Raw genomic sequence first — 24,383 nt, 5'->3', positions numbered from 1 at the left:
ATAAAAGCGGGAGATAGGAATGCAACATCGTTATGTGGGGTGTCTTTTCTCTACTACGACTGAACAGATCATCCCTGCCGTCAACGGTAAATCCCGAGGCTTTTGCAGCAAGCGGATACGGACCGGGATACGGGCCGGCAAACGGACCCAATTGAAACTCGCCCGCACGTCTGCCTGCAGACGCTCGCCGGTGTGACTTTCGCGATCGGCGATGGCGGGGGCGATACCTTCTACTATCGCCGGCAGACTTTGCCGTGCCCCCAACAGGGTGACCCGCGCCTTGTCGCCGACATGGACCCCGGCCAGGCGGGTCTGCTCCATGTAGGCATCCACCCAGTAGCTATCAGACTCCACCAGCGCGAGCAACGGCTTGCCAGTTTGCGCATAATCTCCGGTCCGCAAACGCAGATGGGTAATGGTTCCCGCTACTGGCGCCCGCACCAACGTCCGCGACAGGTCATATTCCGCCAGATTCAGGCGGGCGCGGGCAGCCGCCAATTGCGCCTGCGCGGTGCGCACCGCGAGCAGGGCATCGGTGCGCGCCTCTGCGGATACGACATCCGCTGGCAAGTCGGCACGTCGCGCCGCCTGTTCCTGGCGAAGAGCGAGTTGCGCGCTGGCTTCGGCCAATGCCGCCCGCGCCTTGGCCACGGCGAGCCGGTAACGTCGGGGATCGATGCGAAACAGTACCTGTCCGGCTCGTACCGGCGCATTATCCGCAACCTCAAGATCCACCACGCGGCCACTGACATCGGCATTCACTTCAATGATCTGCGCTTGCACGACGGCATCCCGGGTCCACGGACGATCCATATAGGCATGCCAAAGACGCCAGCCAAGCCATCCCGCCAGGAGCAGCACTACCAAAGTCAGCAAGACACGCAACAGACGCCGGATCACCCGTATACTCCCAGTCCCAACAGAGAAAAGAGACAAACAAATAGCGCAAGGCGGAACAGTGCCGGATGCCAGACCCAGCGATCGAGATTCCAGCGACTCGTCAGTTTATCGGCAATCAGATACAAAATGACCGTCAGCGCAAAAATTGGCAAAAGAGTCGGTACGACTGCACCAAAAAGAACGATGTCAACCGGCATCTTGCGGCTCCAGCGCCTGGGAAAGGCGTCGGGATACGCTGGCGATGACGTGTACATAAACGCGAAACAAGGCGTCCGGCGGCAAGATCGGATGTAGCGCAGGGTCAAGCCTTTCCTCGGGAAGATGCTGTACCGCATCCAGTGTGGCGCGTAGACGCTGCCGATCCTCTTCGCTCATGGCTTCGGAACGGCGCTGCCGGATACTTTGCAGGAGTGGCTCGACATAGTCCTGGTCATATAGTTGCAAGGGATGCTCTCCTGCCTCCTCGCCACGCGCGTGCAATAAAATCCGTAGCTGCAGAATACCCTCTGCGAGTTCGTCCAGGCGCATGGCCTCGCGTAGCACCTCAGCATCGCCCTGTTGTTGCGGTGTGAGAGTAGCGGCAAGCAGACGCAGATATTCCCGACTCTCGGCGGCATAGCGATTGCGCAGATTGGTCAAAGGCGCACTCGCCACAGTGCGTACCAGGGTACGAAAGCGCTCGAGCAAACGGCTACGCTCCCAGCGATTTCCCAGCGGAAAGATCAGGAAAAAGGCGATGCCCACCAGGAACACAGCAATCAGCTCAGCAAATCCGGTATTGAGCATGTTGACATAGGAGAATGGCTGATCATTGTCCGGGACCGCCAACTGCGGGAAGAAAATGCCAAAACCGGCGGCGGTTCCCGCCCAGCGGCTTTGCGTCAGCAGCCACGGTGAAACCAGAAAAAATGGGAATAGCGCAAGCGCAAGCAGGAGAAATCCTTGCAGACGCGGCAGAAATTCCAGGGAAAAGAGCATGGCCGCGAGAAAGGCGAGGAGAATGCCAAACCCCATCTGTCGCGTTGAGGCTACCGGATTGGGAAAGGTGGAGAAGAGTGCGACCAGCACCACCGCAATGATCAACGCCGATGGACCAGAAGGCCAGGCCGTCCACAGCCAAAAGCAGGAGACCAGCGCCACCACCATGAGACTGCGCGCTGCCGCAGTGAGAGGTTGAATGATCTCAGTGGGCGGGCGATCAAAAGATACTCGCCAGCGCTTATCGTGCACTTCGTCGATGGTCATGGGTAGCGGTAGGGAAGCCGTCTTCTGCTCTGGGTACAGTAGACGATGATAGCTTTCCAGATAGCGCCGAAATTCCGCCAGGTAACGAGTGAGTAGCAAAATCAGACTATCCAGAGCCAAGGCCTGCGCCGCATCGAGACGAGTATGCAAGTCCTCGCGTAGCCGCGAAAGCTGATCTATGACCCTTTCCTGCACGCCTTGGAGATGCGTGCGGGCCAGCGCACTGTCACCAGCCTGAATGGTCTGTCGCAGCCCTTCCAAGTCCTTGCGCAGTTGCTCCAGTAGCTCTCGGCTGGCTTCCTGCACCGGACTGAGAGCGACCCGGCGCAGACGCCGGATATGACTGTTTAGTAGATGGAGGGTACCCGAAGCAAACATCATATCGGCAATCATCTCCCCAACCAGCTCATTGTGGAGACGACCCGCTGCGCTCTCAAAAAAGGAACCTGAGCGATAATTGTCGAGTTGCAAAGTTTCCTGGGTGGCGGCGAGATGCAAAACGATCCAATCCGCGCGCGCAACTCCGCCATTTAACACCCGCAGAGAATTCCCCAGAAAATGTTCCAATCTGCTTTTGGCAGTGCTCTCCAGCAGCTCACGCAGGGATTGCGGAAAGACCACCGCACTCACAATCGATGCCACCAGGATACCCAACATAACATCACTGAGGCGCGCAATGCCAATATCCACCGCATGTCCAGGATCAAGGGCAGCAGGTAGTCCGACCAAGGCCGCAGTGTAGCCGGCGAGTACAAAGGCGTAGGCTTGAAAGTTGCGGAAATAGCGCGCACCGGCCGTACAAAAAGCGACCCATAAGGCCAGGCCGGCAAGGAAACCGATACGCGCGTCCGGGAAGAGCGCGACCAGTAGCAGCGCAACGATACTACCGACAATGGTCCCGATAGCGCGATAGAAACTCTTGGCCAGCACCATCCCATTACGGGATTGCATGACGATAAAAACGGTAATGACCACGGTACTTGGTGAATCGAGCTGGAAGCGATAAGCCAGCCATAGGGCCAGCAGCGCCGCCAGTGCCGTCTTGCCTAAAAATAGCCACCTTTGCAGATCCTGACGGTAAAAATCTCGCCAGAACTGATAATGGGTAACGGCAGAACTAGCCATGGACAGCCGACTTCTCGGGCCAAGTCTGGGCGACCACCCGCCCCCCCAACGCCGCATAGAGAGCTACGAGAGTTTGTTCGGCATGGGTATCCAAGCGCAGACGCTCCAGTTGATTCTCGATCAGCGGAACTCGTACCTCCAGTGCTGGCAGCGCGTTGCTCAGCCCCGCCTGGTAGCGCTGCTGCTGCAATCGCACGCTATGTTCCAAAATGACTTCCCGTTGTTGCAGGCTGGCGCGTTCCTGCGCCGCGGCCTGCAGTGTCGTCAAATCACCGGCCACCTGTTGCAAAGCCTGTAGCAGGGTCTTGCGATACTGCGCCAAGGTTACATTGTAGTTTGCTTGGCTGGCGTCAAAGTTGCCGCGCAGCCGTCCGCCTGTAAACAACGGCAGATTGATCGCCGGCCCGATTCCGGCCTGCAAGGAACCGGGATGCAAAAAGGTGAACAAGCCACCAGCGGCGGCCAGTCCCCCGGCAAAGGCGACGAGATTGATGTTGGGATAGTAGGCATCTCGCGCCACTTGTATGGCTGCAGCTGCGGCCTCGATCGCATTCCGTTGCGCCACGACGTCCGGCCGCTCTCCCACCCACGCTGCTGGTACCTGCGTTGGACTCTGCCAATACGGTCGGAGCAATGACCGTCGGCCGGCATTCCGCAGCGTTGCGGGCAGACGAGTTCCTTGCCCACAGAGCACGGCAAGGGCCTCGCGGTTCTGTTCCTGCTGCGCCTCTTCGGCTTCGATTTCTCGTTGCAAACGCGAAAGGCGAGCGGCATTTTCCAGCGCTGCCAGGGAATTACTCAGACCATGTTGCTGCCGCTGTTCTTCGATGCTTTCGATTTGTTGCAATATCTGCTGCTCGTCATACAATTGCGCAAGGACTGCATCATTACCGGCAATCGCCAGTAGCTGCTGTACAACCGCAGCCTCCAATACAAGGGTTGCCGCCCTTTGCTTCTGCTGCATCATCAAAAGATGCAAGCGGGCCTCGCGAACCCGCTCGCGCTCCTTGCCCCAGAGGTCGAGATGGTAGGAAAAATCCAGTTTCAGGGCGTTATTCCAGGAGCTTTCGCCGGCATAGGGAGGCAGATAAAATTGATTTTGGGTCCAACGGCTCACCCCAATGTGTCCTGCCAAATCGGCCTGTGGCACGAGCTTAGCGCCAGCGCCGCGCAACTGCGCTGCTGCGAGCTGTACTCGTGCCTCGGCTTCCTCCAGATCCGGATTATTGCGTAAGGCGAGACGCAGAATCTCCCGCTGCTGTGCATCGAGCAAGGCCCGCCACCAATCGGTGTTGGCTGGCGTCTCTCCCTGCCCCTGCACCAGCCCCTTGCTGAGCTGCAAGTCCTGTAATTTGGTCGGCGCCGCAAGCTGCGGCATCTTTGGCGCACAGCCCGCGACCGCAGCGAGTACCAGGACGTAAGCAGCAATCTGCCAAACCCTCACGTATTCCTCCGCTGTTTCAATCCAAGTGCTCGCGTAGCATCATTCACCCATACCCTGCAGGCGCTGCCGGATCTCCGCCACTACCGCGTCCGCTTGCCTACCATCTGCGGATGACAAACGCCAGTCAGCCTCCTCGGCGCGGAACCAGGTTGCCTGCCGCTTCGCCAACTGCCGCGTAGCGTAAAGGGCTGCCTGTTCCGCCTCAGGCAGGGAGCACTCGCCCCGCAACCAGGCGAATAGCTGACGGTAGCCCACTGCCCGGCAGGCCGGGTAGTCCGCGTCTCCATAACGTCCAAACAGAGTCGCGGCCTCCTCGCGGAAACCCGCCGCATACATGGCTTGCAGGCGAACAGCGATGCGCTCGTGCAGTTCGGCGCGCGCGGGTTGCAGGACAATCTTCCAGAGCGGTCCGGACAGTCCGCCCTGCCAGAGCTCCATCGTCTTGCCCTCCGCCAGCAGCTCCAGGGCACGTTGTATCCGCTGTGCATCGTGGGGATGGATAGCAGCCGCCCGTTCTGGCGCCTGTTGTGCCAGGCGCTGATGTAAGGCGGGCCATCCCACGCGCTCGGCTTCTCTCTGAAGCTGTTGGCGAAGGACCGGATCGGCGGGCGGCAGATCGGCAATGCCACGTTCCAGGGCACGGAAATAGAGGCCCGTGCCCCCAACCAGCAAGGGGATTTGTCCATCTGCCCGGGCAGCGGCAATTTCCGCTCGGGCGTCGCGGGCAAAGTCACCGGCCGAATAGATCTCTTCCGGTTCGCGGATATCGATCAGGGCGTGGGGATAGCGGGCCTGCAGCGCGGGATCGGGCTTGGCGCTGCCCAGATCGAAATGACGATAGACCGCCAGCGAATCGACGCTGATGAGGCGAACCCGGAAGGTATCTGCCAGACGCAGGGCGAGAGCCGTCTTGCCGCTCGCCGTCGGCCCCTGGAGAAAGAGGGTGGGTAGAAAAGATATCTCGGTGTTCTCAGGGTCCATAGTCCCGGATAGCAGCAGCTCAGCGTCCACGCAGGAACAGGCGATCGAGCTCGGCAAGGTTCCACTGGACGATGGTGGGCCGGCCATGATTGCATTGGGTGTAGCGTGGCGTTGCTTCAAGCTGCCGCAGGAGGGCATTCATTTCTGCAAGACTTAGGGGATGATGGTCCTTGATGGCGGCGTGACAGGCCATCTCCGCCAGACGCTCATCCCCCTGCCCGGCCTGCCAGGTCGCCTGCTCCGCCAGGCAATCCGCCACCAGATCGGCAATGGCCGACTGCGGAAACCCCGGCGCGCAGGCGTGGATGCGCAGGCTGCCGGGACCGCTGCGCGACCAGTCGAGACTGGCCTCACGCAACAATTCCGCGCGCTCCTCCAGACGCTCGCCCTGAGCGGGGCTGAGCTCGATCTGCAGCGGCAGGAGCAGGGCTTGCTGCTGTCCCGTCGACCGTTGCGCCTTGAAGCGCTCGTAGAGAATGCGCTCATGGGCGGCATGCTGATCGATCAGGAGCATCCCTTCCTTGTTTTCCGCGACGATGAAACGCTGATGAATCTGCCCCAAAGCCCGTCCCAGGGGATAGCCCTTCCAGAGCTCCTCTGGATCAGAAACGGAGGATGACGAGGACTCAGGAGAAGGCGGCGGCGGGTAACGGAAACCAGGAGCGACCAGTTTCTGCCAATAGTCGTCGCCAGAGTCCTCCCGCACCCGGCCTACGGCAAGGTCTGTGAGAGGCGCCTGGGTACCGAAAAATCCCGCGCCCGAGCGCTGTTCGCTCCTCTCTGTAGGGGGTAGGTACGGCGCCCGCGGACGCGCCTGATCGGCGATGATTTCTGCCAGGGTATGGCGGACGAAGTCGTGGATCTGGCGAGCCTCGCGAAAGCGCACCTCGGTTTTGGCGGGGTGCACATTGACATCCACCAGCTCACTCGGCAGCTCCAGATAACAGATGGCGACAGGTTGGCGGTCCTGATACAACACATCCGCATAGGCGGAGCGCAAGGCATGACGCAGACCGGCGTCCTGCACCGCGCGGCCATTGACGAAGAAATACTGCTCGTCGGCGCGGGGTCGGTTGAAGCTGGGCAATCCGAGCCAGCCCCAGAGTCGCCAGCCATTATTTTCCTGTGCAAAACGCAAGGCGTTACGCAAGAATTCCTCGCCAAGGATGGCCGCCACCCGCGCGTCCTGATCGGCCTCACTTAGGGCCGCTGGATACTGCGCCAACAAGCGCTTTCCTTGTTGCAGGCGCAGATCCACCGGAAAGGCGCTGAGGGCGAGCTGACGCCAGAGTTTCTGGATACGGCCGAGTTCGGTGCCGGGGGCCTTCAGAAATTTGCGCCGCGCTGGCACATTGTAGAACAGATCTTCCACCCGCACCGTGGTGCCAGGCGCCCGCGCTGCGGGAGTATCTTCCTCGAGAATGCCCGCTGCCAGACGTAAATGCCGCGCCGCATTCGCCCCAACTGCCCGACTGGTGATTTCCAGGCGCGCGACAGAGGCAATGGCCGGCAGGGCCTCCCCGCGGAAGCCAAAGCTATGGATCTGCTCGAGCTCCCCGTCATCGTAGAGTTTGCTGGTGGCGTGGCGTGACAGGGCCAACGGTAGGTCTTCCGCCTCGATACCAATGCCATCGTCCTGCACCTCGAGCAGCTCGATGCCCGCCCCTTCGATCAGCACATCGATGTGCCGCGCGCCGGCATCGAGGCTGTTTTCGATGAGCTCTTTCAACACGGAAGCAGGACGTTCCACCACCTCCCCCGCGGCTATGCGGTCTGCCAGTTGCGGACTCATCACCTGCACCCGGCGTCGCGTCTCAGGCATGCTCAGCCAAGCTCTCGGACGCCGCGGTGAGAGCCGCCAGCCATTCGCTGCCGCGTGCGCTCAAGGCTTCGGCCTCCAAGCGATGCGCTCCCGCCGCTGCCAGCGCCATCTCGATCCGCAGATCGGCGGGCGGCAGGTACGCCAGGGCGCGCTCCGGCCACTCCACCAGCCACAGGGCATCTTTCTGCAGATAATCGCGCAGACCGATATATTCCAACTCCTCTGCCTCTACGAGCCGATACAGATCCAGATGCAGTACCGTCCCCGCAGCGGTGTCATATTCCTCTACCAGGGTATAGGTGGGACTGCGGACCACGGCGCTGTAGCCCAGGGCATGGATCAGGGCGCGCGCCAGGGCGGTCTTTCCCGCCCCGAGATCTCCCTGCAGATACATCACTCCCGGGATCGGCTTCAGACCGGCAAAGCCCTGCGCCCAAGCCTCGGTAGCCGCCAGATCGGGCAGTTCCCGGATCATGATGGGGACAGGAGACCCCGGAGGATATCGGAACGGCTGATCATCCCCAACAGTTTTCCTTCCGCATCGACCACCGGCAGGGCGTGCAGTTGATGTTCGAACATCCGGTCGGCCACCGTATCGAGGCTCTCTTCCGGGCGCGCCAGTTGCAGATGTCTCTTGGTGGCCAGCCCCCGCGCATCGACCGCGGTGACCTTGCGCAATTCTTCGCTGTATTCATGCATGCCAGAGATGGGAATTACACTGTCCAGAATCGAAATCACCGTGGGTAGATGCACCTGCCGGTGGGCATCGATCAGATCGCGTTCCGTGATGATCCCCGTCACACGGCCACTTGCGTCGATGACCGGCAGACTGTGGTGCCCAGAGGTCAACATCTTCTTGCCGACCTCCTCCACGCCGTCGCTCTCCCGCACCGAAATCACCTCTGTCGTCATCAGCGTACTGATATTTTTCATGCCGCAGTTTCCTCAGCCATACTGTCTTGCAATACCCGCAGGATAAGGTCAATTTCTGCGGCTGTCACCGAAAGTGGGGGCACGATGACAATGCTGTCGCCCAGCGGACGCAGATAGACACCCGCCTCGCGCGCCCGCCGACAGACAGCGTACTCGCGCCGGTCGCCATAGGGATAGGCATTGCCGCCCTGCGGATTGCGCAGGGGGACAGCCGCCATCAGGCCAAACTGCCGGGGCGCTGCCGAAAATGGCATCCCGGCGAAGCGCTGCAATCCTTGCTGCAGCTGCGCGATGCGCGCACGGACCGAGCTGAGCAAGTCGTTTTCGGCAAAAAGGGCCAGGTTTTCCAGCGCTACGGCACAAGCCAGGGGATTTGCGGTATAGGTATGGCCGTAATAAAACTGTTTGGCCTCGCCAAAGGGGGCCAGGAAGGCCGCATAGATCTGTTCCTGTGCGAGAGTGGCCGCCAGGGGCAGATAGCCGCCGCTGATCCCTTTGCCCAGCGCCAGCAGGTCAGGACGGACGCCTTCTTGCTCGCAATAAAACAGGCTACCACTACGGCCAAAGCCGCTAGCGACTTCATCGACGATAAATAGTACCTCATAGCGGCGGCAAAGCTCTGCCGCGCCTGCCAGAATCCCCCGCGGATAGGGCAGGATACCCGCTGCGCCCTGCACTCCTCCCTCCAAAATCAGGGCGATGATCTCGCGCGAGCTTTTCCGAAGCCTATCCTCCAGCGACTGCAACCAGCTTGCGCAGGCGGCTTCGGCATCGCCCTGCAGTCGTTGCTGCAGCAACCACGGGCTGGGCAGGCGCTCCACCGGGAAATGGAGATGGCCATAGACCCCATGAAAGAGCGGAAAACCGCCCAGCGAACTGGCACCAACAGTATCGCCATGATAGGCGTCATCTACCGACAGAAATCGGCGCTTGTCCTTGCGCCCCAGATTTTGCCAATATTGCGCCGCGATCTTGACCGCCACTTCCACCGCCTCGGCGCCGTCTTCCGAAAAAAACACCCGCTCGAGTCCCGCAGGAGCAATCTCCGTAAGACCCTTCGCCAGACGGATACCCGGCGGATGACTGGCGCCCAGGACCGTCGTGTGCGCCACCCGCTGCAACTGCGCCTGCAATGCGGCATCCAGACGCGGGTGCCGATGGCCGTGGACGTTGCACCAGAGGCTGGCAATGGCATCCAGGGCCTTGCGCCCGCGGATGTCATAGACATAATTGCCTTCGCCACGCGCAATGATCCAGGGATCGTCATCCCCCCAGCAGGACATCTGCGTAAAAGGATGCCAAAAATGCCGGCGATCCCAATCGCGCAACTCTTGTTCTTTCTTCAAGTGGCACTCCAGTTTTGCAATACGCGCGGGATCTGCGCCAGGATATCCCGCGCCAACAGGCTCGCCTCACCGAGTTCGTCTGCTGCCAGGTCGCCGGCCCGAGCATGAATACAGACCGCAAGGCCCGCCGCCCCAGCCGCATTCAAGCCCTGTGCCCAAAGACCGGCGATAAGACCGGTGAGGACGTCACCGCTGCCGCCGGTGGCCATGCCGGGGTTACCCCAGGGGCAACGTCCGAGCAGACTGCCGTCACTCACGAGGGTGCCTTCCCCCTTGAGTACCCAGACACCTCCGTAGCGTTGTACCAGCTCGGCAATCGCCGCCTCCCGGTCGGTCTGCACCGTCGTGGTAGTGGTGCGCAGCAGGCGAGCGGCTTCCCCCGGGTGCGGCGTGAAGATCCTCTCGGCCGCTCCGCGCAGGATATCCGGCCCAATGCGGGCGAGGATATTCAGGGCATCGGCATCCCAGATCTGCCGCTGCTGCAGTCCGCCCGCCTCACGGACGAGATCGTGGGCGGCCAGGCCCTGGCCCAGTCCCGGCCCTAGAGCAAGAACCGCATGGTCCGGCAGACGGCTGGCAAGGCGCGGTGGCCAATCCATCCAGGTCGCTTCTGGCAGATGCACGGCAAGATAGATCTGCGACTGGGGATGACCAATGCCGGTGACGAGGCCGGCGCCGGCGCGGTAGGCTGCCAGGGCCGCAAGGCTCAGGGCACCGCCCATCTCCGGGCTGCCGCCCAGGACATAGACATGGCCAAAGTTGCCTTTGTGCGCGGCAAGGGGACGCTTGGACAGGGCGGGGAGATTTTCCGGCAGCAGATCGCGATGCATGGGCATGGTCCTCAGGCCTTCTGAATGTCTTCCTCAGGATAGGCGCTGACATGATGGATCGCCAGATCCGGTCCCAGATATTCGTCTTCTTCATCCAGGCGAATGCCGACCGATTTGCGTAGCAGACCATAGACCAGGAGACTACCAAGCATAGCAATGGCAAGACCGAGCGCCGTACCGAGAATCTGCGAAACCATGCTGACGCCGCCGGCACCCCCCAGGGCACGCAGGCCAAAGATGCCGACGGCAATGCCGCCCCAGGCACCACAAACACCATGCAGAGGCCAGACGCCTAACACATCGTCGAGACGCAGGCGATGCTGCACAAAGGTAAAAAGGTAGACAAAGATAGCACCGGCGATGGCGCCAATCGCGAGCGCGCCAATCGGTTGCACCACGTCCGAGCCGGCACAGATGGCCACCAGACCCGCCAACGCGCCATTATGCACGAAACCCGGGTCTCCCTTGCCCAGGGCCAGGGCGGCCAGCATCCCGCCCACCAAGGCCATCAGGGAATTGAGCGCCACCAAGCCCTGCACTGCCTGTAGCTGCTGCGCGCTCATGACATTGAAGCCAAACCAGCCAATGATCAGAATCCAGGAGCCCAGCGCCAGGAAGGGAATATTGGAAGGCGGCATGGGATGAATGCTACCGTCACGGCCATAGCGGCCACGGCGCGGGCCCAAGAGCCAGACCGCGATCAAGGCCATCCAGCCACCCACCGCATGCACCACCACCGAGCCGGCAAAATCATGAAATGGTGCGCCAAACTGGTGGGTAAACCACGCCTGAATGCCATAATTTCCATTCCAGACGATACCCTCGTAGAAGGGATACACCAGCCCCACCAGGAACGCGGTTGCCATCAGTTGTGGCACAAAGCGCGCCCGCTCGGCAATGCCCCCCGAAATGATCGCCGGCACCGCTGCGGCAAAGGTGAGCAGAAAAAAGAAGCGCACCATGGCAAAACCCTGGTCGCTACCGGTGAGTTGCTGCACATCGCCGAAGAAGCTGATGCCGTAGGCAATGTGATAGCCGATGAAAAAATAGACGATGGTGGAGATCCCAAAATCACTGAGGATCTTGACCAGCGCATTGACCTGGCTGCGTCGGCGCACGGTGCCCAGCTCCAGAAAGGCGAAACCACCGTGCATGGCGAAGACCAGGATGGCCCCCATCAACAGAAAAAAGACATTATCCCCGGGCAAGGGCCCAGATGCAGTGATCATCGATCTCTTCCTCGTCGTCGTTTCTACGGTATTGTGATACGTTTCTTATGGTTGCAAGGGTCTTATGATTCCAGGGCAGCGCGTCCCTGTACGGCGCGCCCCAGAGTGCTGCGATCCAGATATTCCAGTTCTCCCCCCATGGGAATGCCGCGCGCGATGCGCGTCACGCGTAGTCCCTCCGGCACCAGCGCAGCCACGAATTGTGCCGTTGCCTCCCCTTCCAGGGTAGAGTTGGTCGCAAAAATCACCTCCTGCAGCCCCTCCTCCGCCAAACGTTTCTCCAGCAGATCGAGATGCAGGGCGTCTGGACCGATGCCATCCAGCGGCGAAAGGTGCCCCATGAGCACAAAGTACTCTCCCTGATAGGCTGCGGAATCCTCGATGGCCAGCAAATCTGCCGGCGATTCGACAATACAAAGGATGGTTCGGTCGCGTCGCCCGCTGCTGCAAATGGAACACAGCGCATCCTCGCAGAGATTGTTGCAGCGCTCGCAGTGGCGGATGGCCTGGTGGGCCTGTTGCAGGGCCAGTGCCAGTTGGGGCATCAACTCGCGTTTGCGCAGCAACAGATCGAGGGCGATCCGTTGTGCTGAACGCGGACCGATGCCCGGCAGACGTCGCAACAGGGCAACGATCTTGTCCAGGGAGGGAGTGCTACCCGCCATCGCTCAGAAGGGCAGGTTCAAACCCGGGATGTTCATACCGCCAGTGACGGTGGCGAGCCGTTCCGAACTGGTTTTCTCGGCATTCCGCAGGGCGTCATTGACCGCAGCAGCGACCAGATCCTCCAACATTTCCTTGTCGCCATCTTCGAGCAGGGAGGCGTCGATCCGTACGCGCCGCACATCGTTACGGCAGGTCATGGTCACTTCCACCAGATTGCCGCCGGCGTGCCCCTGCACTTCCACGTGCGCCAGCTCTTCCTGTACTTGCTGCAGACGCTCCTGCATCTGCTGCGCCTGCTTCATGATATTGCCCAAGCCACCTTTCATCATCGCTGTTCCTCCACTAAGAATTGCTCGCCTGATCCATGATCTCTACCCGCAGTACCCGCGCCTGCAAGACCTCTTGAAACTCTTTGAGACGCGGGTCGGCCAGGGCGCGCGCCTCGATCTCCGCCCGCCGCGCCTGTTCGCGCGCCGTCGCCTCCTGCGCCAGAGTCCCTTTCGCCGCACTGGAATCCAGTAGCGTCAGCCGCAGATCCGTGGCGGCCTGCCAGTGATTCTGCAAAGCCGTGCGCAGAGTACCCTCCTCTTTACGCAGCAAAGACTCATAGGCAGGATCGAGGGCGAGTTCCAGAGCGCTCCGATCACAACGCAGTGCCCGACTGTGCCGTAAAAATTCGCGCAGAGAAGGGCTCAAGGACAGCTTGGGCAGAAGCTCTTCCCAGGCACGTTGCGGATCGGCATGCAGGAGCGGAGCCTCCGGTGCGCGTCCTTCCGGCGCCTCTTCGCGTTCTACCGCCTCTGGCGTGGGCAACAGTTTGGCCGCGGGCGCTGTTGCCCGATTATCGGTTGGCAAATCGGCCGCGGCACCTCGCGTTGCTGCGACAGGATTCGGCTCTCTCGGCTCGGCCACGTTCTTGCTTCTCTCTGGCGGCCCTTCGGGAAGCAGGAAGACGAGAAGACGGAGCAGAGCCATCTCGATGGCCATACGCGGATTGGGATATAAGGAAAAATCCCGCCGCGCCGTAAGAAGAATGTGGTACCAGGACTGTAGCAGCAGGGGGGATTCCTGTTGCACGAGATCACGCAACTGCGCTGCCAAGGCCCCGCGCTGCTCCGGAAGCCACTGCGCCAGACTGCAGCGATGCAGCTCCTCAATGATGGCATCCAGTAGCGCGGCGGCGTCCTGCCCCAGCGCCTGCTGTTCGCGCAGCAACGCAAAGACTTGGCCGCTGTCGCGCTGCAGCAGGGCGATGAGAAAACTCGTGGCGACCTCCCCAGGACAGAGACCGAGCATGGCAGTAACCGTGTCGCCGTCCACCCGCCCGCCGCCTTGGGCAATGGCCTGATCGGTCAGACTCAGGGCATCGCGCAAGCTGCCATCTGCGGCTTGCGCGAGGGCCTCCAGGGCATCATCCGCAGCCTCTACTCCCTCAGCCACGAGGATCTGGCGCAGCCGCTGCACGATCAGGGGCGCTTCAAGGCGGCGCAGATGGAACTGGATGCAACGCGACAGGATGGTCGCCGGGATCTTCTGCGGATCTGTGGTGGCCAAGAGAAACTTTACATGCTCGGGGGGCTCTTCCAGGGTCTTCAACAGGGCATTGAAGCTGTGGGTGGAAAGCATGTGAACTTCGTCGATGAGATAGACCTTGTAGCGCCCATTGGTCGCGGCATACTGCACGTTATCCAGCAGCTCGCGGGTTTCATCCACCCGCGTACGGCTGGCGGCGTCCACTTCGAGCAGGTCGACAAAGCTTCCAGCAACAATGCTCTTACAGGCGCTGCACTCGCCGCAAGGCTCGCTGCTGACGCCTCGCTCGCAATTCAGGCATTTGGCCAGCAGGCGCGCCAGGGTGGTCTTGCCCACTCCGCGCGTACCCGTAAACAAAAAGGCGTGATGCAGACGCCCGCTATCCAGGGCATGACGCAGGGACTTGACCACCGTTTCCTGGCCGACAAAGTCGGCAAAGGATTGCGGTCGCCAGCGTCGCGCCAAGGCTTGGTAAACGCCAGCCATCAGTCGATCAATAGGGAGGCGACGCCAACCAGCCACACCCCGGCACCTGGATCAGTGACTGCCGCTGCTCCCTTCCGGGCCTGACGGGGTTCATCACCTACCACTGCGAGGGGACCGATCTTTGTCGCCATAGAGAAAACTATGCTGCGGAATCTGGAGGAGAGGCTGGAATTCACCCATAAATTTCAATATCCAATATTTACTCAATGAGTTACGAGGAATTCCATGAAACGCTTGCTTACCCTTGCCAGTGACAAAATCATCTCCTCTTCGATTGCGGACACTATCAGATTTCCCCGCACCCGCCAACAGGGAAGGCGTACCTGGCCTTTGCCACTCGGAAAATTGCTACAGGAGCCATGGTGAATTGCCCCCATCGGTTCGACTGTATTCCCCACCTTACGGGCAACAATTCGCCGGATGATGCGAAAACGGAGCGTCGCCAGCGCGTGTGCAAGCAAGTACAGCTCGTGGATGCTTGCGCGCCCGGCCCATAACGCCTAACTAAAGCCAAACATTCTTTTGGGACGAACAGCTGGAAGGAGAGAGTTCTTGCATAAACGTAGTGTCCAGGACTGGGCGGCACAACTAACCCAGCAAGAACTGCCCTTGTTTGGTGCAACGGTACAGCGGCTATTGGCTGCAACGCAGAACGAGTCGCGCTCTTTGACGGAGATCGGCCAATTGATCAGCCGTGACCCTGCTTTTTCTTCGCTGGTCTTGCGGATGGTCAATTCTGTGGCTTTCAATCCGAACTCGCAGCGCATTCTCACCATTCCCAAGGCGATCCTCATCCTTGGGCTGGAGCGCGTTCGCCTACTTTGTTTCTCCGCATTGATTCTAGAAAACACGGTCCAGGCGAAGTTCCAGGCGCAGGTTTTGGATCTTCTCCGAAAAAGTCTGGAGCTGGCGGCACAATCGGAGTTTCTGGCGGAAAAGGTTGGTGGTGAAAAAGAACAGCATTTCCTGGCTGGCTTGTTACACTATATTGGCCAAATCACCTTCTGGTGCGCAGGTGGACCCGAGGCTGCGGAGGTACTGGCGCAGATAGAGGAAGGTCTCAGTTCCGCGGAAGCAGCTCGCCAGGTACTGGGCTTTCCTTTTGAAGAACTGGATCGGTCCTTACTGCAACAGTTGGGCCTCGAATCCTTCTATCAATTGTCCCCTGTTGCGCAGATTGATCTATTGGAGGAGGCCAAGGTTTGGTTGCGACTGCAGGAGGAAAACCGCTATCCGGCACTGCAGGAGCGGATGCAGCGGTTGAATTCCGTTTTTCAACAGCGTACCCCGGCCCTGCTCCGTTCTTTGAAGGAACACCGGCAGCGAACGTTGTCCTTGATCCCGCCACAATGGTTGAGCGGTGATCACGGACCAGGCCCTGTGCCGCAGTGGAGTGAGGCGGACGCGACGGTGCAGGTCCAGATTCTTGCTGATCTACATGCCTTGCCAGTAACGGGAGCCCATCTGCCAACGCTGTTGCAAACGGTTTTGGACGGGATTCACCGCGGTGGAGGTTTTGATCGTTGCGCCTTTTTGGTCCGACAAAGCGATGGCTGGCGGCCCCGACTGCAGACAGGCGCTACACGGCAAGCATTTTCTCAGACCCCCATTATAGAGGATGAGGCTCTGCGCCTGGTCACTCGCGGATTCCTGCCGTTACGCTTGCAGGAAAACGAATCCGGCAGCCATTTTTTGGAAGGCTCGGGCGGATATTCGGCGCCGGTGCACTTTCAAGACAAGGTCATCGGCCTGCTCTATGCCGATCGCGCCCTATCCCAACGCAAGATCGGCCCAGACAATCGTCAAGCATTTGCGCTATTTTGGAAACAGCTCCAGCTTCTGCTGGTTTCTGTGTAGCGCAGGGATCGCCCCTATCCGCCCAAACAGTGCAGCCAGACGCTCAGAGCAAGCAGGGTCATGATCAATACCGGCGGCGTCAGGAGCAGGCCCGCTTTCATGTATTGGCCCCAGCCGATATGGACGCCTTTGCGGTCCAGTACGTGTAGCCAGAGAAGGGTAGCAAGGCTACCGATGGGGGTAAATTTGGGGCCGAGGTCGCAGCCGATGACGTTGGCATAGACCATCGCCTCGTGAATCTGTGGATGACTGGTCGCGAGACCTGTCTGATGAATGCTCAGGGCGCCAACCAAGACCGCCGGCATGTTGTTCATTACCGAAGACAGGGCCGCGGCGAGAAAGCCGGTGCCCAGGGTCGCGGTGATCTGATCCTGCCCAGCCAGCCACTGCAGGACCTGCGCCAACAACTGTGTAAGCCCGGCATTGCGCAGACCGTAGACCACCAGATACATGCCGAGCACAAAAACCACGATCTTCCACGGTGCTTCCCAGAGAATCTTGCGCACCGAGATCTCTGCGCCAGCCCCACCGCGCCACCAGCGCCCCGCCACCGTTAGCAAGACCAGCGCCGCAGCCACGGTAACCACGGACACCGGGATATTCCACTGCGCCGTGATGAAGTAAGCCAGCAATAGCAGCAGCAACACGGGGAAACTGGCACGAAAAAGCAGGGGATCGCGAATAGCGGAACGCGGCTCGGGCAGATGAGCCGTACCATAGCGCGCCGGGATCTGCCGGCGAAATGCCAGCGTCAATACCAGAAGCGTGGCGAGAAAGGCAACGATGTCCACCGGTACCATCACCAATGCATAACGATCAAAGCTGATGTCGAAGTAATTGGCGCTGACGATATTGACCAGATTCGAGATCATCAGCGGCAGGCTAGTAGTATCCGCAACGAAACCAGTAGCAATAACAAAGGCAAAGGTCGCCGCCGGACTGAATTCGAGTTGCAGGAGGATGGCCAGCACGATGGGCGTGAGCAGTAAGGCCGCTCCATCATTGGCAAAGATCGCCGCAATGAGAGCTCCAAGGAGAATAATCAAGGGGAATAGCCGGTGCCCTCGCCCCCCTCCCCAGCGCGCCACATGCAGGGCGGCCCAATGGAAGAAACCAGCCTCGTCGAGGAGCAGGGAAATGATGATCAGGGCGACGAAGGTAAAGGTGGCATCCCAGGTGATTCCCCAAACGATGGGAATGTCCCGCCACTGAATCACGCCCGTCGCCAGCGCCAGGGCTGCACCGCCCAACGCAGTCCAGCCAATGTTCAGCCCTCGTGGCTGCCAGATGACCAGGATCAGCGTGAGTAGGAAGATACCAAGCGCCAGCATGCGCTACCTCGTCAGGATAAAAACAGAGAACCAGAGTCTTGACGATACGCGGATATCTGTCAATACTACGAATATCATTGAATCGTAAAGTGCGCATTACCTGATGACGGACAGCTCCGAAGAACTTCTACGACGCGTTGCCCAGCTCGACGCCCTGGCCTCGCCACAGCGCCTGGAGATCTTTCGTGTATTGGTAGAGCAGGAGCCCGAGGGCCTGGTAGCTGGCGAAATTGCCGAGCGCATCATCCAGGCGCCAAATGCCGTCTCCTTTCACCTCAAAAGCCTGCAGCATGCAGGGCTGGTGAGTGTGCAGCGCGAGGGGCGTTTTCAGCGCTATCGTGCGCGCATGCCAGAAATCCGCGAGCTGATTGCCTATCTCACCGAAAATTGTTGTCGCGGTACCCAAAGTTGCAGCCGTTGATCTTTGCCTGGGGGCCTCCAAAATGTCTGTTCCTGAAATTCTGTTCCTCTGTACCGGCAACTCTTGCCGCTCCATTCTCGCCGAAGCCATTCTCAACGGCCTCGCGCACGGCCGCCTGCATGCCGTCAGCGCCGGCAGCCACCCGACGGGCTACGTCCATCCACGCAGCATTGCTCTACTGCAGCAGGAAGGCTTTTCTACCGAAGGCCTCTCCAGCAAGTCCTGGGACGATCTGGTAACTACCCCCGATATCGTCATCACCGTCTGTGCCAGCGCCGCAGGGGAAACCTGCCCCGCCTACCTAGGGCCGGCCCCGCGCGCCCATTGGGGGGTAGAAGATCCGGCAAAGGCAGTAGGTACAGAGGCAGAAATCGAAGCTGCTTTTCGCAAGGCGTATGAGATTTTGCGGCTGCGCATCGAGGCCCTGCTGGCGCTGCCGATTGCTGAACTGCTGGCCAAAGACCCGGCGATACTACGCTCCGAGCTGGCCAACATTGGACGACTGGGAGAACATGAATGATGGAAGCCATAGTTCCTGGCAGCCTGGAGTTTCATATCAGCATTCGTGTAGCTGATCTGGCACGCAGCACGGAGTTCTATACCCACTTGTTTGGAGTGGAGCCCAAGGATCGGAAGGAGCGCTTCAGCACTTTCCTGGTGCCGAACCTGCATCTGAATTTTGTCATCCTGGTCAATGACCGGGATAACGCCCTCGACACCTACAGCCTCTACCACCTGGGTTTGGGAGTGCCAGATCGAGCCGCGGTGATCAAGAGCTATCATCGTGCCCTGGCCGCTGGCGCGGAGATCGTCAAGCCACCGCGCAGCACCTGGCGCGGCACTCCTTTGCACGAACTTTGGCTGCGCGATCCAACGGGGTACTTGATAGAGATCTATGCGCGCATGAGCGCGGAGGAGCTGGCCGGGATGCCTGTCGACCAGGAGCCTACCTATCTTGTGCCTGGAACCGAACCAAGCGGAGGCTGACGGAATCTGTTCTGATCTGTCATTCCCATAATGCTACCGGTTTTGTGCAGACAGCCGTCTGCAAAACTGCTTGGTCGCGCATCTGAGATGTTTGTATACTTTCATCGGTTGCCGTTAATGGCTTGACTCTCCCTCTTGCTCCTTGATTGGCACTTGGGATCTACCCATGGCCGCCCGGTCGTACGCCCCACTGCGTTGGAGAAAGGAATACCTTCATGATCCGCAACAAGAAGCGCCTGATTCTTCTGATCATTCTGCTGATCGCAGGGGCAGCGATTGCCTTCTTTTTCCTCCACCGCAGTCCAGCCCCTACCGACCACATCACCCTGTATGGAAATGTGGACATTCGCCAGGTACAGGTGGCCTTTGATGACAGTGGTCGCATTCAGCGCCTTCTGGTTCAGGAAGGCGATCGAGTGAAGCACGGTCAACTGCTGGCAGCACTCGATCCCACGCGCTATCAGGATGTCGTGGATCGGGACACAGCTTTGCTGAGCGCGCAGAAACAGGTACTGGCCAGACTTTTGGCCGGCTCTCGACCGGAAGAGATTGCCGAGGCTCGGGCACGGGTGGCGGCTGCGCAAGCGACACTGCAGAATGCAGAATTGGTCTGGCAGAGGCAAAGTGCTCTGGCCAAGGAGCAGTACGTCTCCAAACAAAGTTCTGACAATGCCGCCGCAGCGCTGAAGTCAGCAAGGGCCAATCTGGAACAAAGCCAACAGGCCCTGGTCATGACCATCAAGGGGCCACGCGCGGAGGATATCGCTGCCGCCCGCGCCCAGTTGCAGGCAGACCAGGCCGCCTTGGCGCTGGCAAAGCGACAACTGCATGACACCAAGCTCTATGCGCCAGCCGATGGTGTGATTCAAGACCGCATTTTGGAAGAGGGCGACATGGTTGCGCCTGGTAACCCGGCATTTTCCCTGGCTTTGGACAATCCAGTCTGGGTGCGTGCCTATCTCCCCGAACAGTCCCTGGGGCAGGTGCGCCTTGGGATGCAAGCCTGGATCGAAAGTGACTCCTTTCCAGGCAAGCGTTTCCCGGGTTGGGTAGGATTCATCTCCCCGACAGCAGAATTTACCCCCAAAACCGTGGAAACCACGGAGTTGCGCACCGAACTGGTCTATCGCGTACGGGTCTATGCCTGCAATCCCGAGCATCGCCTGCGTCTGGGTATGCCGGTAACCGTTCAGATTGCCCTGAGCAACAACCCGCCGCAAACGCTCTCTGCGCATCCTTGCGGGGAATAAAGCGTGGCCGCGGCCGATACCCCCCTGCTTTTTCGTGCGGTTAGCAAAAGCTTTGCCCGCGGTTCACAGCGTGTGCAGGCCCTTGACCAAATCGACCTTGGCCTGGTTCCCGGCACCATCACCGCTTTGGTAGGGCCAGACGGAGCCGGCAAGACGACCTTGCTGCGTCTGGCGGCAGGCTTACTGCGGCCGGATGGCGGGGTCGTGACGGTCCTGGGTGCGGACCTCGGCAGCCAGGGCCATAGCCTGCAGCAGGAAATCGGCTACATGCCGCAGCGCTTCGGGCTGTACGAAGATCTTACCGTGCAGGAGAACTTGGACCTCTATGCCAACCTGCAGGAAATTCGTCCAGAGGATGCCAGCACCCGACAACAGGACTTGCTTAAACTGACCGCCCTCGGCCCCTTTCGGACACGCCGTGCAGGGGCCCTTTCCGGTGGCATGAAGCAGAAGCTTGGTCTCGCCTGTGCACTCCTGCGCGCGCCACGTCTGCTGTTACTGGATGAACCCACCGTCGGCGTCGACCCCATCGCGCGCCGCGAACTCTGGCAGATCGTCCAAGGCTTGCGTGACAAGGGGGTAACGATCTTCCTGAGTACGGCCTATTTCGATGAAGCGGAGCGTTGTGACGAGATCATCCTGCTGCATCAGGGCAAACTCCTCAAAAAGGATACCCCCAAGGCCCTCAGCGCGCCCTTGCAGGGACGCTGTTATCTGGTAACTGACGAATTTCGCAGCAAACGGCAACTACGCGAGGCGTTGCAAGCCCGGCCCGAGGTACAGGATGCCCGCATTCTCGCCGAGGGCGTACGGGTACTCTGTCGGAGCGGCGCGGCGGCAGCAGCGGAAGGCGAGCGATGGCAAGCCGTCGAACCGGCCTTTGCCGACGCATTTGTGGATTTGCTGAGCGACCCACAAGAAAACGAGGCCTACCATGCCGAGCCCCCCAATCAGACGCCCGCCGACGGCAGGCCAGCAAGCCGGGCAGAAACCCCGGAAACCGTAGTCGATGTGCACGATCTCGGGAAATTCTTCGGTTCCTTTGCGGCCGTCAAAGGTACTAGCTTCCAGGTGCAAAAAGGACAGATTTTTGGCCTGCTGGGGGCCAATGGCGCCGGCAAGACGACGACCTTCCGCATGCTCTGCGGCTTGTTACCGGCATCCTCGGGCAGCTTGCGCGTTGCCGGTGTGGATATGCGTCGCGCGAGCAGTCAGGCGCGGGCACGCATTGGCTACGTGTCGCAGAAATTCTCTCTGTATGGCAACCTGAGTTGTGCGCAGAATCTGGCCTTTTTCTCGGCGGCCTACGGCTTGCGCAGTAGCCGACGCCGCCAGCGAATCGACTGGGCTCAACAGGAATTTCAGTTGCACGACTATGCCAACGTCAACGTCGACGAACTGCCCTTGGGCATCAAGCAACGTCTGGCCCTGGCCTGCGCCCTGTTGCACAGCCCTCCTATCCTCTTCCTTGATGAGCCCACCTCCGGCGTCGATCCCCTGGCCCGTCGGGAGTTCTGGCAGCGCATCACTGGCCTGGCGGAAGCAGGGGTCACCGTACTGATCACCACCCACTTCATGGAAGAAGCCGAATACTGTGACCGCCTGATTCTGATGTCCCTGGGAGAAGTCCTCGCCCAAGGCAGTCCGGAGGAGATTCGCAGCCAGGCGCGGGACGCTGAACATCCCAGTCCCAGCATGGAAGACGCCTTCATTCGACTGATCGAAGCGCACGAGAGCCAGATCCGGAGGGCTTCATGAGTCTCCAGCGCCTGCGGGCACTGATCCACAAGGAGTTTCTCCAGATCCTGCGCGATCCGTCGGCCATCGCCATCGCTTTTCTCATGCCCATGTTTTTGCTGTTTTTGTTTGGCTATGGGGTGTCACTGGACGCCCGGCATGTACCGGTGGCCGTGGTCGTCGACCATCCAACCCCGCAGACTAGCGCCTTCGTTGGCGGTCTACAGGAGTCGCCGTATTTTCGCCCACAACGATATGACAGCATACAGCGTGCCCAGCACGCCCTCCTCGACCGCCAGGTCAGCGCCATCCTCTGGCTGCGTGGGGACTTCAGCCGCCAGGTCCTGCAGGGAAACACCGCGAGCATCGGGGTTCTGGTCAACGGCGTCGATGCCAATGATGCGCGCATCGTAGAAGGCTATCTGCAGGGGGTCTGGCAGAATTGGCTGCAACAGACCGCTGCAGATGCTGGAAAGCCTTTGCTGGTCCCCGTTCGGGTGGAAAGCCGGATCTGGTTCAATCCCGCCCTGCGGAGCCGCGACTATCTGGTACCCGGCCTGATCGCTGTCATCATGACCCTCACCGGGGCACTGCTGACTGCCCTGGTAGTGGCCCGGGAATGGGAGCGCGGTAGCATGGAGGCGCTGATGGCAAGCCCGGTGACCATGGCGGAGATCCTTCTGGGCAAGCTGATTCCCTATTTTCTGCTCGGCATGGGCGGCATGCTACTCTCGGTGGCGCTCGCCGTCTGGCTGTTCGCCGTACCGCTGGTCGGGAGCTTCTGGGTGTTGTTGCTCTGTTCATCGCTCTTTCTGCTGGCGGCGCTGGGCATGGGCCTGCTGATCTCGAGCGTTGCCCGCAATCAATTCGTGGCCGGGCAAATCGCCATCATCGTCACCTTTCTGCCTGCTTTCATTCTTTCGGGCTTCATCTTCGATATCCAGTCGATGCCCGCGCCCATCCAGTTCATAACGCACATCGTTGCCGCCCGCTATTTTGTGAGCATCCTGCAGACGATCTTTCTGGCCGGCGATGTCTGGCCTATCGTCCTCTGGAACAGCCTCGCCTTGCTGCTGATGGCGATGTTTTTTCTGGGTATCACACTGTTGCGCTCGCGCAAGAGACTGGACTGATGCTGGCACGAATCTGGGCGCTCGTCATCAAGGAGTTCCTTGCCATCCTGCGCGACAAAAAGAGCCGGTTGGTGCTCATCGGCCCGCCCCTCATCCAGCTGCTGGTTTTTGGTTATGCGGCGACTTTCGATCTAAACCACATCCCCTATGCCGTCTACAATCAGGATACGGGTTCTGCGTCACGGGAATTGCTCGGCGATTTTCAGGGCTCCCATGCCTTTCGCCAAGTCGCCGTGCTCCATAGCACCGGGCAGATCGCCCCTTTGATCGAGCAAGGGAAGGCCCTGCTGGTGCTGCAGATCGGTCCCAACTTTACCGCCGACCTGTTACGCCACCAGCAGGCCCCGCTGCAGGTGATCATCGATGGGCGCAATTCCAATACCGCCACCCTGGCGTTAAATTATGTCAATAGTGTGCTGCTATCCTTCGACAATCGTTGGGCGGCAGCGCAGCAATGGGGTCGCCCACCGGCGCAACTGGTGGTGCGTGCCTGGTTCAACCCCAACCTCTTGTCCCGATGGTTCATCGTCCCTGGCATCGTCGCCCTCCTGACCCTGGTGGTAACGCTCCTGGTAACCGGTCTTTCGGTCGCGCGGGAACGGGAACAGGGGACTTTTGATCAATTGCTGGTCACCCCGCTGACGCCGGGAGAGATCCTCCTGGGCAAGGCTCTACCCGGTATCATCATCGGTGCGTTGGAGGCTGCCTTCATCAGTCTGGTGGCAGTGTTCTGGTTCCAGGTGCCGTTGCTCGGCAGCATCCCCGCTCTGGCACTGGGTCTCCTGCTGTTCCTGCTGGCCGCCGTGGGTATCGGACTGATGATTTCGTCGTTGTCCCTGACGCAACAGCAGGGCCTGCTCGGAGTATTCCTGTTTCTGGTGCCCGCCATCATCCTTTCCGGTTTTGCCACCCCCATCGCCAACATGCCGCCATTGGTGCAGGACCTGACCTATCTCAATCCCATGCGCTATTTTCTGGTGATCGTGCGCGGAGTCTTTCTCGAGGGGGACAACATCTCCCTGCTCTGGAACCAGTATTGGCCTCTGGCACTGATCGCTCTCGCCTCCATGGCGGCAGCGAGCTGGCTCTTTCGCCATCGTATGCACTGATCTTGTCGGTACCGAGGG

The 24,383-nt window shown here is 60.1% G+C and carries 23 protein-coding genes and 1 other RNA gene; 8 read left to right on the top strand and 16 right to left on the bottom strand.

Annotated features, from left to right (window positions below):
• Nucleotides 1-30 precede the first annotated feature (30 nt).
• The 15 genes from ACQAYK_RS05880 to ffs form a co-directional block, all read right to left on the bottom strand.
• The gene (locus ACQAYK_RS05880) at nt 31-900 is read right to left on the bottom strand and encodes an efflux RND transporter periplasmic adaptor subunit (RefSeq protein ID WP_215871457.1); all 870 of its coding nucleotides are present in this window, start codon (nt 898-900) and stop codon (nt 31-33) included.
• Entirely contained in the window at nt 897-1,097 is a 201-nt protein-coding gene (locus tag ACQAYK_RS05875) for a DUF1656 domain-containing protein (protein ID WP_215871458.1), read from the bottom strand. The genes ACQAYK_RS05880 and ACQAYK_RS05875 overlap by 4 nt, the downstream gene beginning before the upstream one ends.
• Nucleotides 1,087-3,270, bottom strand: a complete 2,184-nt coding sequence (locus ACQAYK_RS05870; protein WP_215871459.1) for an FUSC family protein — start codon at nt 3,268-3,270, stop codon at nt 1,087-1,089. Before ACQAYK_RS05870 ends, ACQAYK_RS05875 begins: the two co-directional genes overlap by 11 nt.
• Nucleotides 3,263-4,714, bottom strand: coding sequence for an efflux transporter outer membrane subunit (locus ACQAYK_RS05865; protein WP_215871460.1), 1,452 nt, complete (start codon nt 4,712-4,714; stop codon nt 3,263-3,265). The genes ACQAYK_RS05870 and ACQAYK_RS05865 overlap by 8 nt, the downstream gene beginning before the upstream one ends.
• Nucleotides 4,715-4,753: 39 nt before the next feature.
• Nucleotides 4,754-5,695 (bottom strand): tRNA (adenosine(37)-N6)-dimethylallyltransferase MiaA, encoded by a 942-nt coding sequence (gene miaA, locus ACQAYK_RS05860; RefSeq protein WP_215871461.1) that lies wholly within the window; start codon nt 5,693-5,695, stop codon nt 4,754-4,756.
• Between the two features lie 19 nt (nt 5,696-5,714).
• Nucleotides 5,715-7,517, bottom strand: a complete 1,803-nt coding sequence (gene mutL / locus ACQAYK_RS05855; RefSeq protein ID WP_215871462.1) for a DNA mismatch repair endonuclease MutL — start codon at nt 7,515-7,517, stop codon at nt 5,715-5,717.
• Nucleotides 7,510-7,992: a tRNA (adenosine(37)-N6)-threonylcarbamoyltransferase complex ATPase subunit type 1 TsaE gene (tsaE, locus tag ACQAYK_RS05850; protein ID WP_255790253.1), complete on the bottom strand. Its 483-nt coding sequence runs from the start codon at nt 7,990-7,992 to the stop codon at nt 7,510-7,512. The genes mutL and tsaE overlap by 8 nt, the downstream gene beginning before the upstream one ends.
• On the bottom strand, nt 7,989-8,450 hold the full coding sequence (locus ACQAYK_RS05845; protein ID WP_215871464.1) for a CBS domain-containing protein: 462 nt from the start codon (nt 8,448-8,450) through the stop codon (nt 7,989-7,991). Before ACQAYK_RS05845 ends, tsaE begins: the two co-directional genes overlap by 4 nt.
• Nucleotides 8,447-9,796: an adenosylmethionine--8-amino-7-oxononanoate transaminase gene (gene bioA, locus ACQAYK_RS05840; protein WP_215871465.1), complete on the bottom strand. Its 1,350-nt coding sequence runs from the start codon at nt 9,794-9,796 to the stop codon at nt 8,447-8,449. Before bioA ends, ACQAYK_RS05845 begins: the two co-directional genes overlap by 4 nt.
• The gene (locus ACQAYK_RS05835; protein ID WP_226830582.1) at nt 9,793-10,626 is read right to left on the bottom strand and encodes an NAD(P)H-hydrate dehydratase; all 834 of its coding nucleotides are present in this window, start codon (nt 10,624-10,626) and stop codon (nt 9,793-9,795) included. The genes bioA and ACQAYK_RS05835 overlap by 4 nt, the downstream gene beginning before the upstream one ends.
• 11 nt (nt 10,627-10,637) lie before the next feature.
• Nucleotides 10,638-11,855 (bottom strand): ammonium transporter, encoded by a 1,218-nt coding sequence (locus ACQAYK_RS05830; protein ID WP_215871467.1) that lies wholly within the window; start codon nt 11,853-11,855, stop codon nt 10,638-10,640.
• A 62-nt stretch (nt 11,856-11,917) separates the two neighbouring features.
• Entirely contained in the window at nt 11,918-12,520 is a 603-nt protein-coding gene (recR, locus tag ACQAYK_RS05825) for a recombination mediator RecR (protein WP_215871468.1), read from the bottom strand.
• 3 nt (nt 12,521-12,523) lie between these two features.
• Nucleotides 12,524-12,850: a YbaB/EbfC family nucleoid-associated protein gene (locus ACQAYK_RS05820; RefSeq protein ID WP_215871469.1), complete on the bottom strand. Its 327-nt coding sequence runs from the start codon at nt 12,848-12,850 to the stop codon at nt 12,524-12,526.
• Between the two features lie 13 nt (nt 12,851-12,863).
• Nucleotides 12,864-14,576, bottom strand: a complete 1,713-nt coding sequence (dnaX, locus tag ACQAYK_RS05815) for a DNA polymerase III subunit gamma/tau (RefSeq protein WP_255790250.1) — start codon at nt 14,574-14,576, stop codon at nt 12,864-12,866.
• An RNA gene (ffs, locus tag ACQAYK_RS05810) (signal recognition particle sRNA small type) lies at nt 14,564-14,660 on the bottom strand. Before ffs ends, dnaX begins: the two co-directional genes overlap by 13 nt.
• Before the next feature lie 432 nt (nt 14,661-15,092).
• Here ffs and ACQAYK_RS05805 point away from each other — a divergent pair.
• Entirely contained in the window at nt 15,093-16,397 is a 1,305-nt protein-coding gene (locus tag ACQAYK_RS05805; RefSeq protein ID WP_215871470.1) for an HDOD domain-containing protein, read from the top strand.
• Between the two features lie 14 nt (nt 16,398-16,411).
• Here ACQAYK_RS05805 and ACQAYK_RS05800 read toward each other — a convergent pair whose 3' ends face one another.
• Nucleotides 16,412-17,728, bottom strand: coding sequence for an arsenic transporter (locus ACQAYK_RS05800; RefSeq protein ID WP_215871471.1), 1,317 nt, complete (start codon nt 17,726-17,728; stop codon nt 16,412-16,414).
• Nucleotides 17,729-17,831: 103 nt separating this feature from the next.
• Here ACQAYK_RS05800 and ACQAYK_RS05795 point away from each other — a divergent pair, with 103 nt between their 5' ends.
• The 7 genes from ACQAYK_RS05795 to ACQAYK_RS05765 all read left to right on the top strand — a co-directional run bounded on the left by ACQAYK_RS05795 (nt 17,832) and on the right by ACQAYK_RS05765 (nt 24,365).
• Nucleotides 17,832-18,149 carry an ArsR/SmtB family transcription factor gene (locus ACQAYK_RS05795; RefSeq protein WP_215871472.1) on the top strand — a complete coding sequence of 106 codons (318 nt, stop codon included), beginning with the start codon at nt 17,832-17,834 and terminating at the stop codon, nt 18,147-18,149.
• A gap of 22 nt (nt 18,150-18,171) precedes the next feature.
• Nucleotides 18,172-18,669, top strand: a complete 498-nt coding sequence (locus ACQAYK_RS05790; RefSeq protein ID WP_215871473.1) for an arsenate reductase ArsC — start codon at nt 18,172-18,174, stop codon at nt 18,667-18,669.
• Nucleotides 18,666-19,136, top strand: coding sequence for a VOC family protein (locus tag ACQAYK_RS05785; RefSeq protein WP_215871474.1), 471 nt, complete (start codon nt 18,666-18,668; stop codon nt 19,134-19,136). Before ACQAYK_RS05790 ends, ACQAYK_RS05785 begins: the two co-directional genes overlap by 4 nt.
• Nucleotides 19,137-19,351: 215 nt before the next feature.
• Complete coding sequence (locus ACQAYK_RS05780; RefSeq protein ID WP_215871475.1) at nt 19,352-20,386, top strand: HlyD family secretion protein; 1,035 nt, start codon at nt 19,352-19,354, stop codon at nt 20,384-20,386.
• A 3-nt stretch (nt 20,387-20,389) separates the two neighbouring features.
• Nucleotides 20,390-22,144, top strand: a complete 1,755-nt coding sequence (locus ACQAYK_RS05775) for an ATP-binding cassette domain-containing protein (RefSeq protein WP_215871476.1) — start codon at nt 20,390-20,392, stop codon at nt 22,142-22,144.
• Complete coding sequence (locus tag ACQAYK_RS05770) at nt 22,141-23,256, top strand: ABC transporter permease (protein ID WP_215871477.1); 1,116 nt, start codon at nt 22,141-22,143, stop codon at nt 23,254-23,256. The genes ACQAYK_RS05775 and ACQAYK_RS05770 overlap by 4 nt, the downstream gene beginning before the upstream one ends.
• Entirely contained in the window at nt 23,256-24,365 is a 1,110-nt protein-coding gene (locus ACQAYK_RS05765) for an ABC transporter permease (RefSeq protein ID WP_215871478.1), read from the top strand. Before ACQAYK_RS05770 ends, ACQAYK_RS05765 begins: the two co-directional genes overlap by 1 nt.
• Nucleotides 24,366-24,383: the final 18 nt, after the last annotated feature.

The sequence above is a fragment of the Acidithiobacillus sp. AC3 genome, assembly GCF_050261095.1.
Taxonomy (GTDB): Bacteria; Pseudomonadota; Gammaproteobacteria; order Acidithiobacillales; family Acidithiobacillaceae; genus Igneacidithiobacillus; species Igneacidithiobacillus copahuensis.
This window is presented reverse-complemented; position numbering and strand designations above follow the sequence as displayed.

What these genes read in the sequence shown, in the direction of transcription:
- ACQAYK_RS05875 (WP_215871458.1), bottom strand. Translation starts at nt 1,097, where the DNA reads ATGCCGGTTGACATCGTTCTTTTTGGTGCAGTCGTACCGACTCTTTTG.
- ACQAYK_RS05870 (WP_215871459.1), bottom strand. Translation starts at nt 3,270, where the DNA reads ATGGCTAGTTCTGCCGTTACCCATTATCAGTTCTGGCGAGATTTTTAC.
- miaA (WP_215871461.1), bottom strand. Translation starts at nt 5,695, where the DNA reads ATGGACCCTGAGAACACCGAGATATCTTTTCTACCCACCCTCTTTCTC.
- mutL (WP_215871462.1), bottom strand. Translation starts at nt 7,517, where the DNA reads ATGCCTGAGACGCGACGCCGGGTGCAGGTGATGAGTCCGCAACTGGCA.
- tsaE (WP_255790253.1), bottom strand. Translation starts at nt 7,992, where the DNA reads ATGATCCGGGAACTGCCCGATCTGGCGGCTACCGAGGCTTGGGCGCAG.
- ACQAYK_RS05845 (WP_215871464.1), bottom strand. Translation starts at nt 8,450, where the DNA reads ATGAAAAATATCAGTACGCTGATGACGACAGAGGTGATTTCGGTGCGG.
- ACQAYK_RS05835 (WP_226830582.1), bottom strand. Translation starts at nt 10,626, where the DNA reads ATGCATCGCGATCTGCTGCCGGAAAATCTCCCCGCCCTGTCCAAGCGT.
- ACQAYK_RS05830 (WP_215871467.1), bottom strand. Translation starts at nt 11,855, where the DNA reads ATGATCACTGCATCTGGGCCCTTGCCCGGGGATAATGTCTTTTTTCTG.
- recR (WP_215871468.1), bottom strand. Translation starts at nt 12,520, where the DNA reads ATGGCGGGTAGCACTCCCTCCCTGGACAAGATCGTTGCCCTGTTGCGA.
- ACQAYK_RS05820 (WP_215871469.1), bottom strand. Translation starts at nt 12,850, where the DNA reads ATGATGAAAGGTGGCTTGGGCAATATCATGAAGCAGGCGCAGCAGATG.
- ACQAYK_RS05800 (WP_215871471.1), bottom strand. Translation starts at nt 17,728, where the DNA reads ATGCTGGCGCTTGGTATCTTCCTACTCACGCTGATCCTGGTCATCTGG.
- ACQAYK_RS05795 (WP_215871472.1), top strand. Translation starts at nt 17,832, where the DNA reads ATGACGGACAGCTCCGAAGAACTTCTACGACGCGTTGCCCAGCTCGAC.
- ACQAYK_RS05790 (WP_215871473.1), top strand. Translation starts at nt 18,172, where the DNA reads ATGTCTGTTCCTGAAATTCTGTTCCTCTGTACCGGCAACTCTTGCCGC.
- ACQAYK_RS05785 (WP_215871474.1), top strand. Translation starts at nt 18,666, where the DNA reads ATGATGGAAGCCATAGTTCCTGGCAGCCTGGAGTTTCATATCAGCATT.
- ACQAYK_RS05780 (WP_215871475.1), top strand. Translation starts at nt 19,352, where the DNA reads ATGATCCGCAACAAGAAGCGCCTGATTCTTCTGATCATTCTGCTGATC.
- ACQAYK_RS05770 (WP_215871477.1), top strand. Translation starts at nt 22,141, where the DNA reads ATGAGTCTCCAGCGCCTGCGGGCACTGATCCACAAGGAGTTTCTCCAG.
- ACQAYK_RS05765 (WP_215871478.1), top strand. Translation starts at nt 23,256, where the DNA reads ATGCTGGCACGAATCTGGGCGCTCGTCATCAAGGAGTTCCTTGCCATC.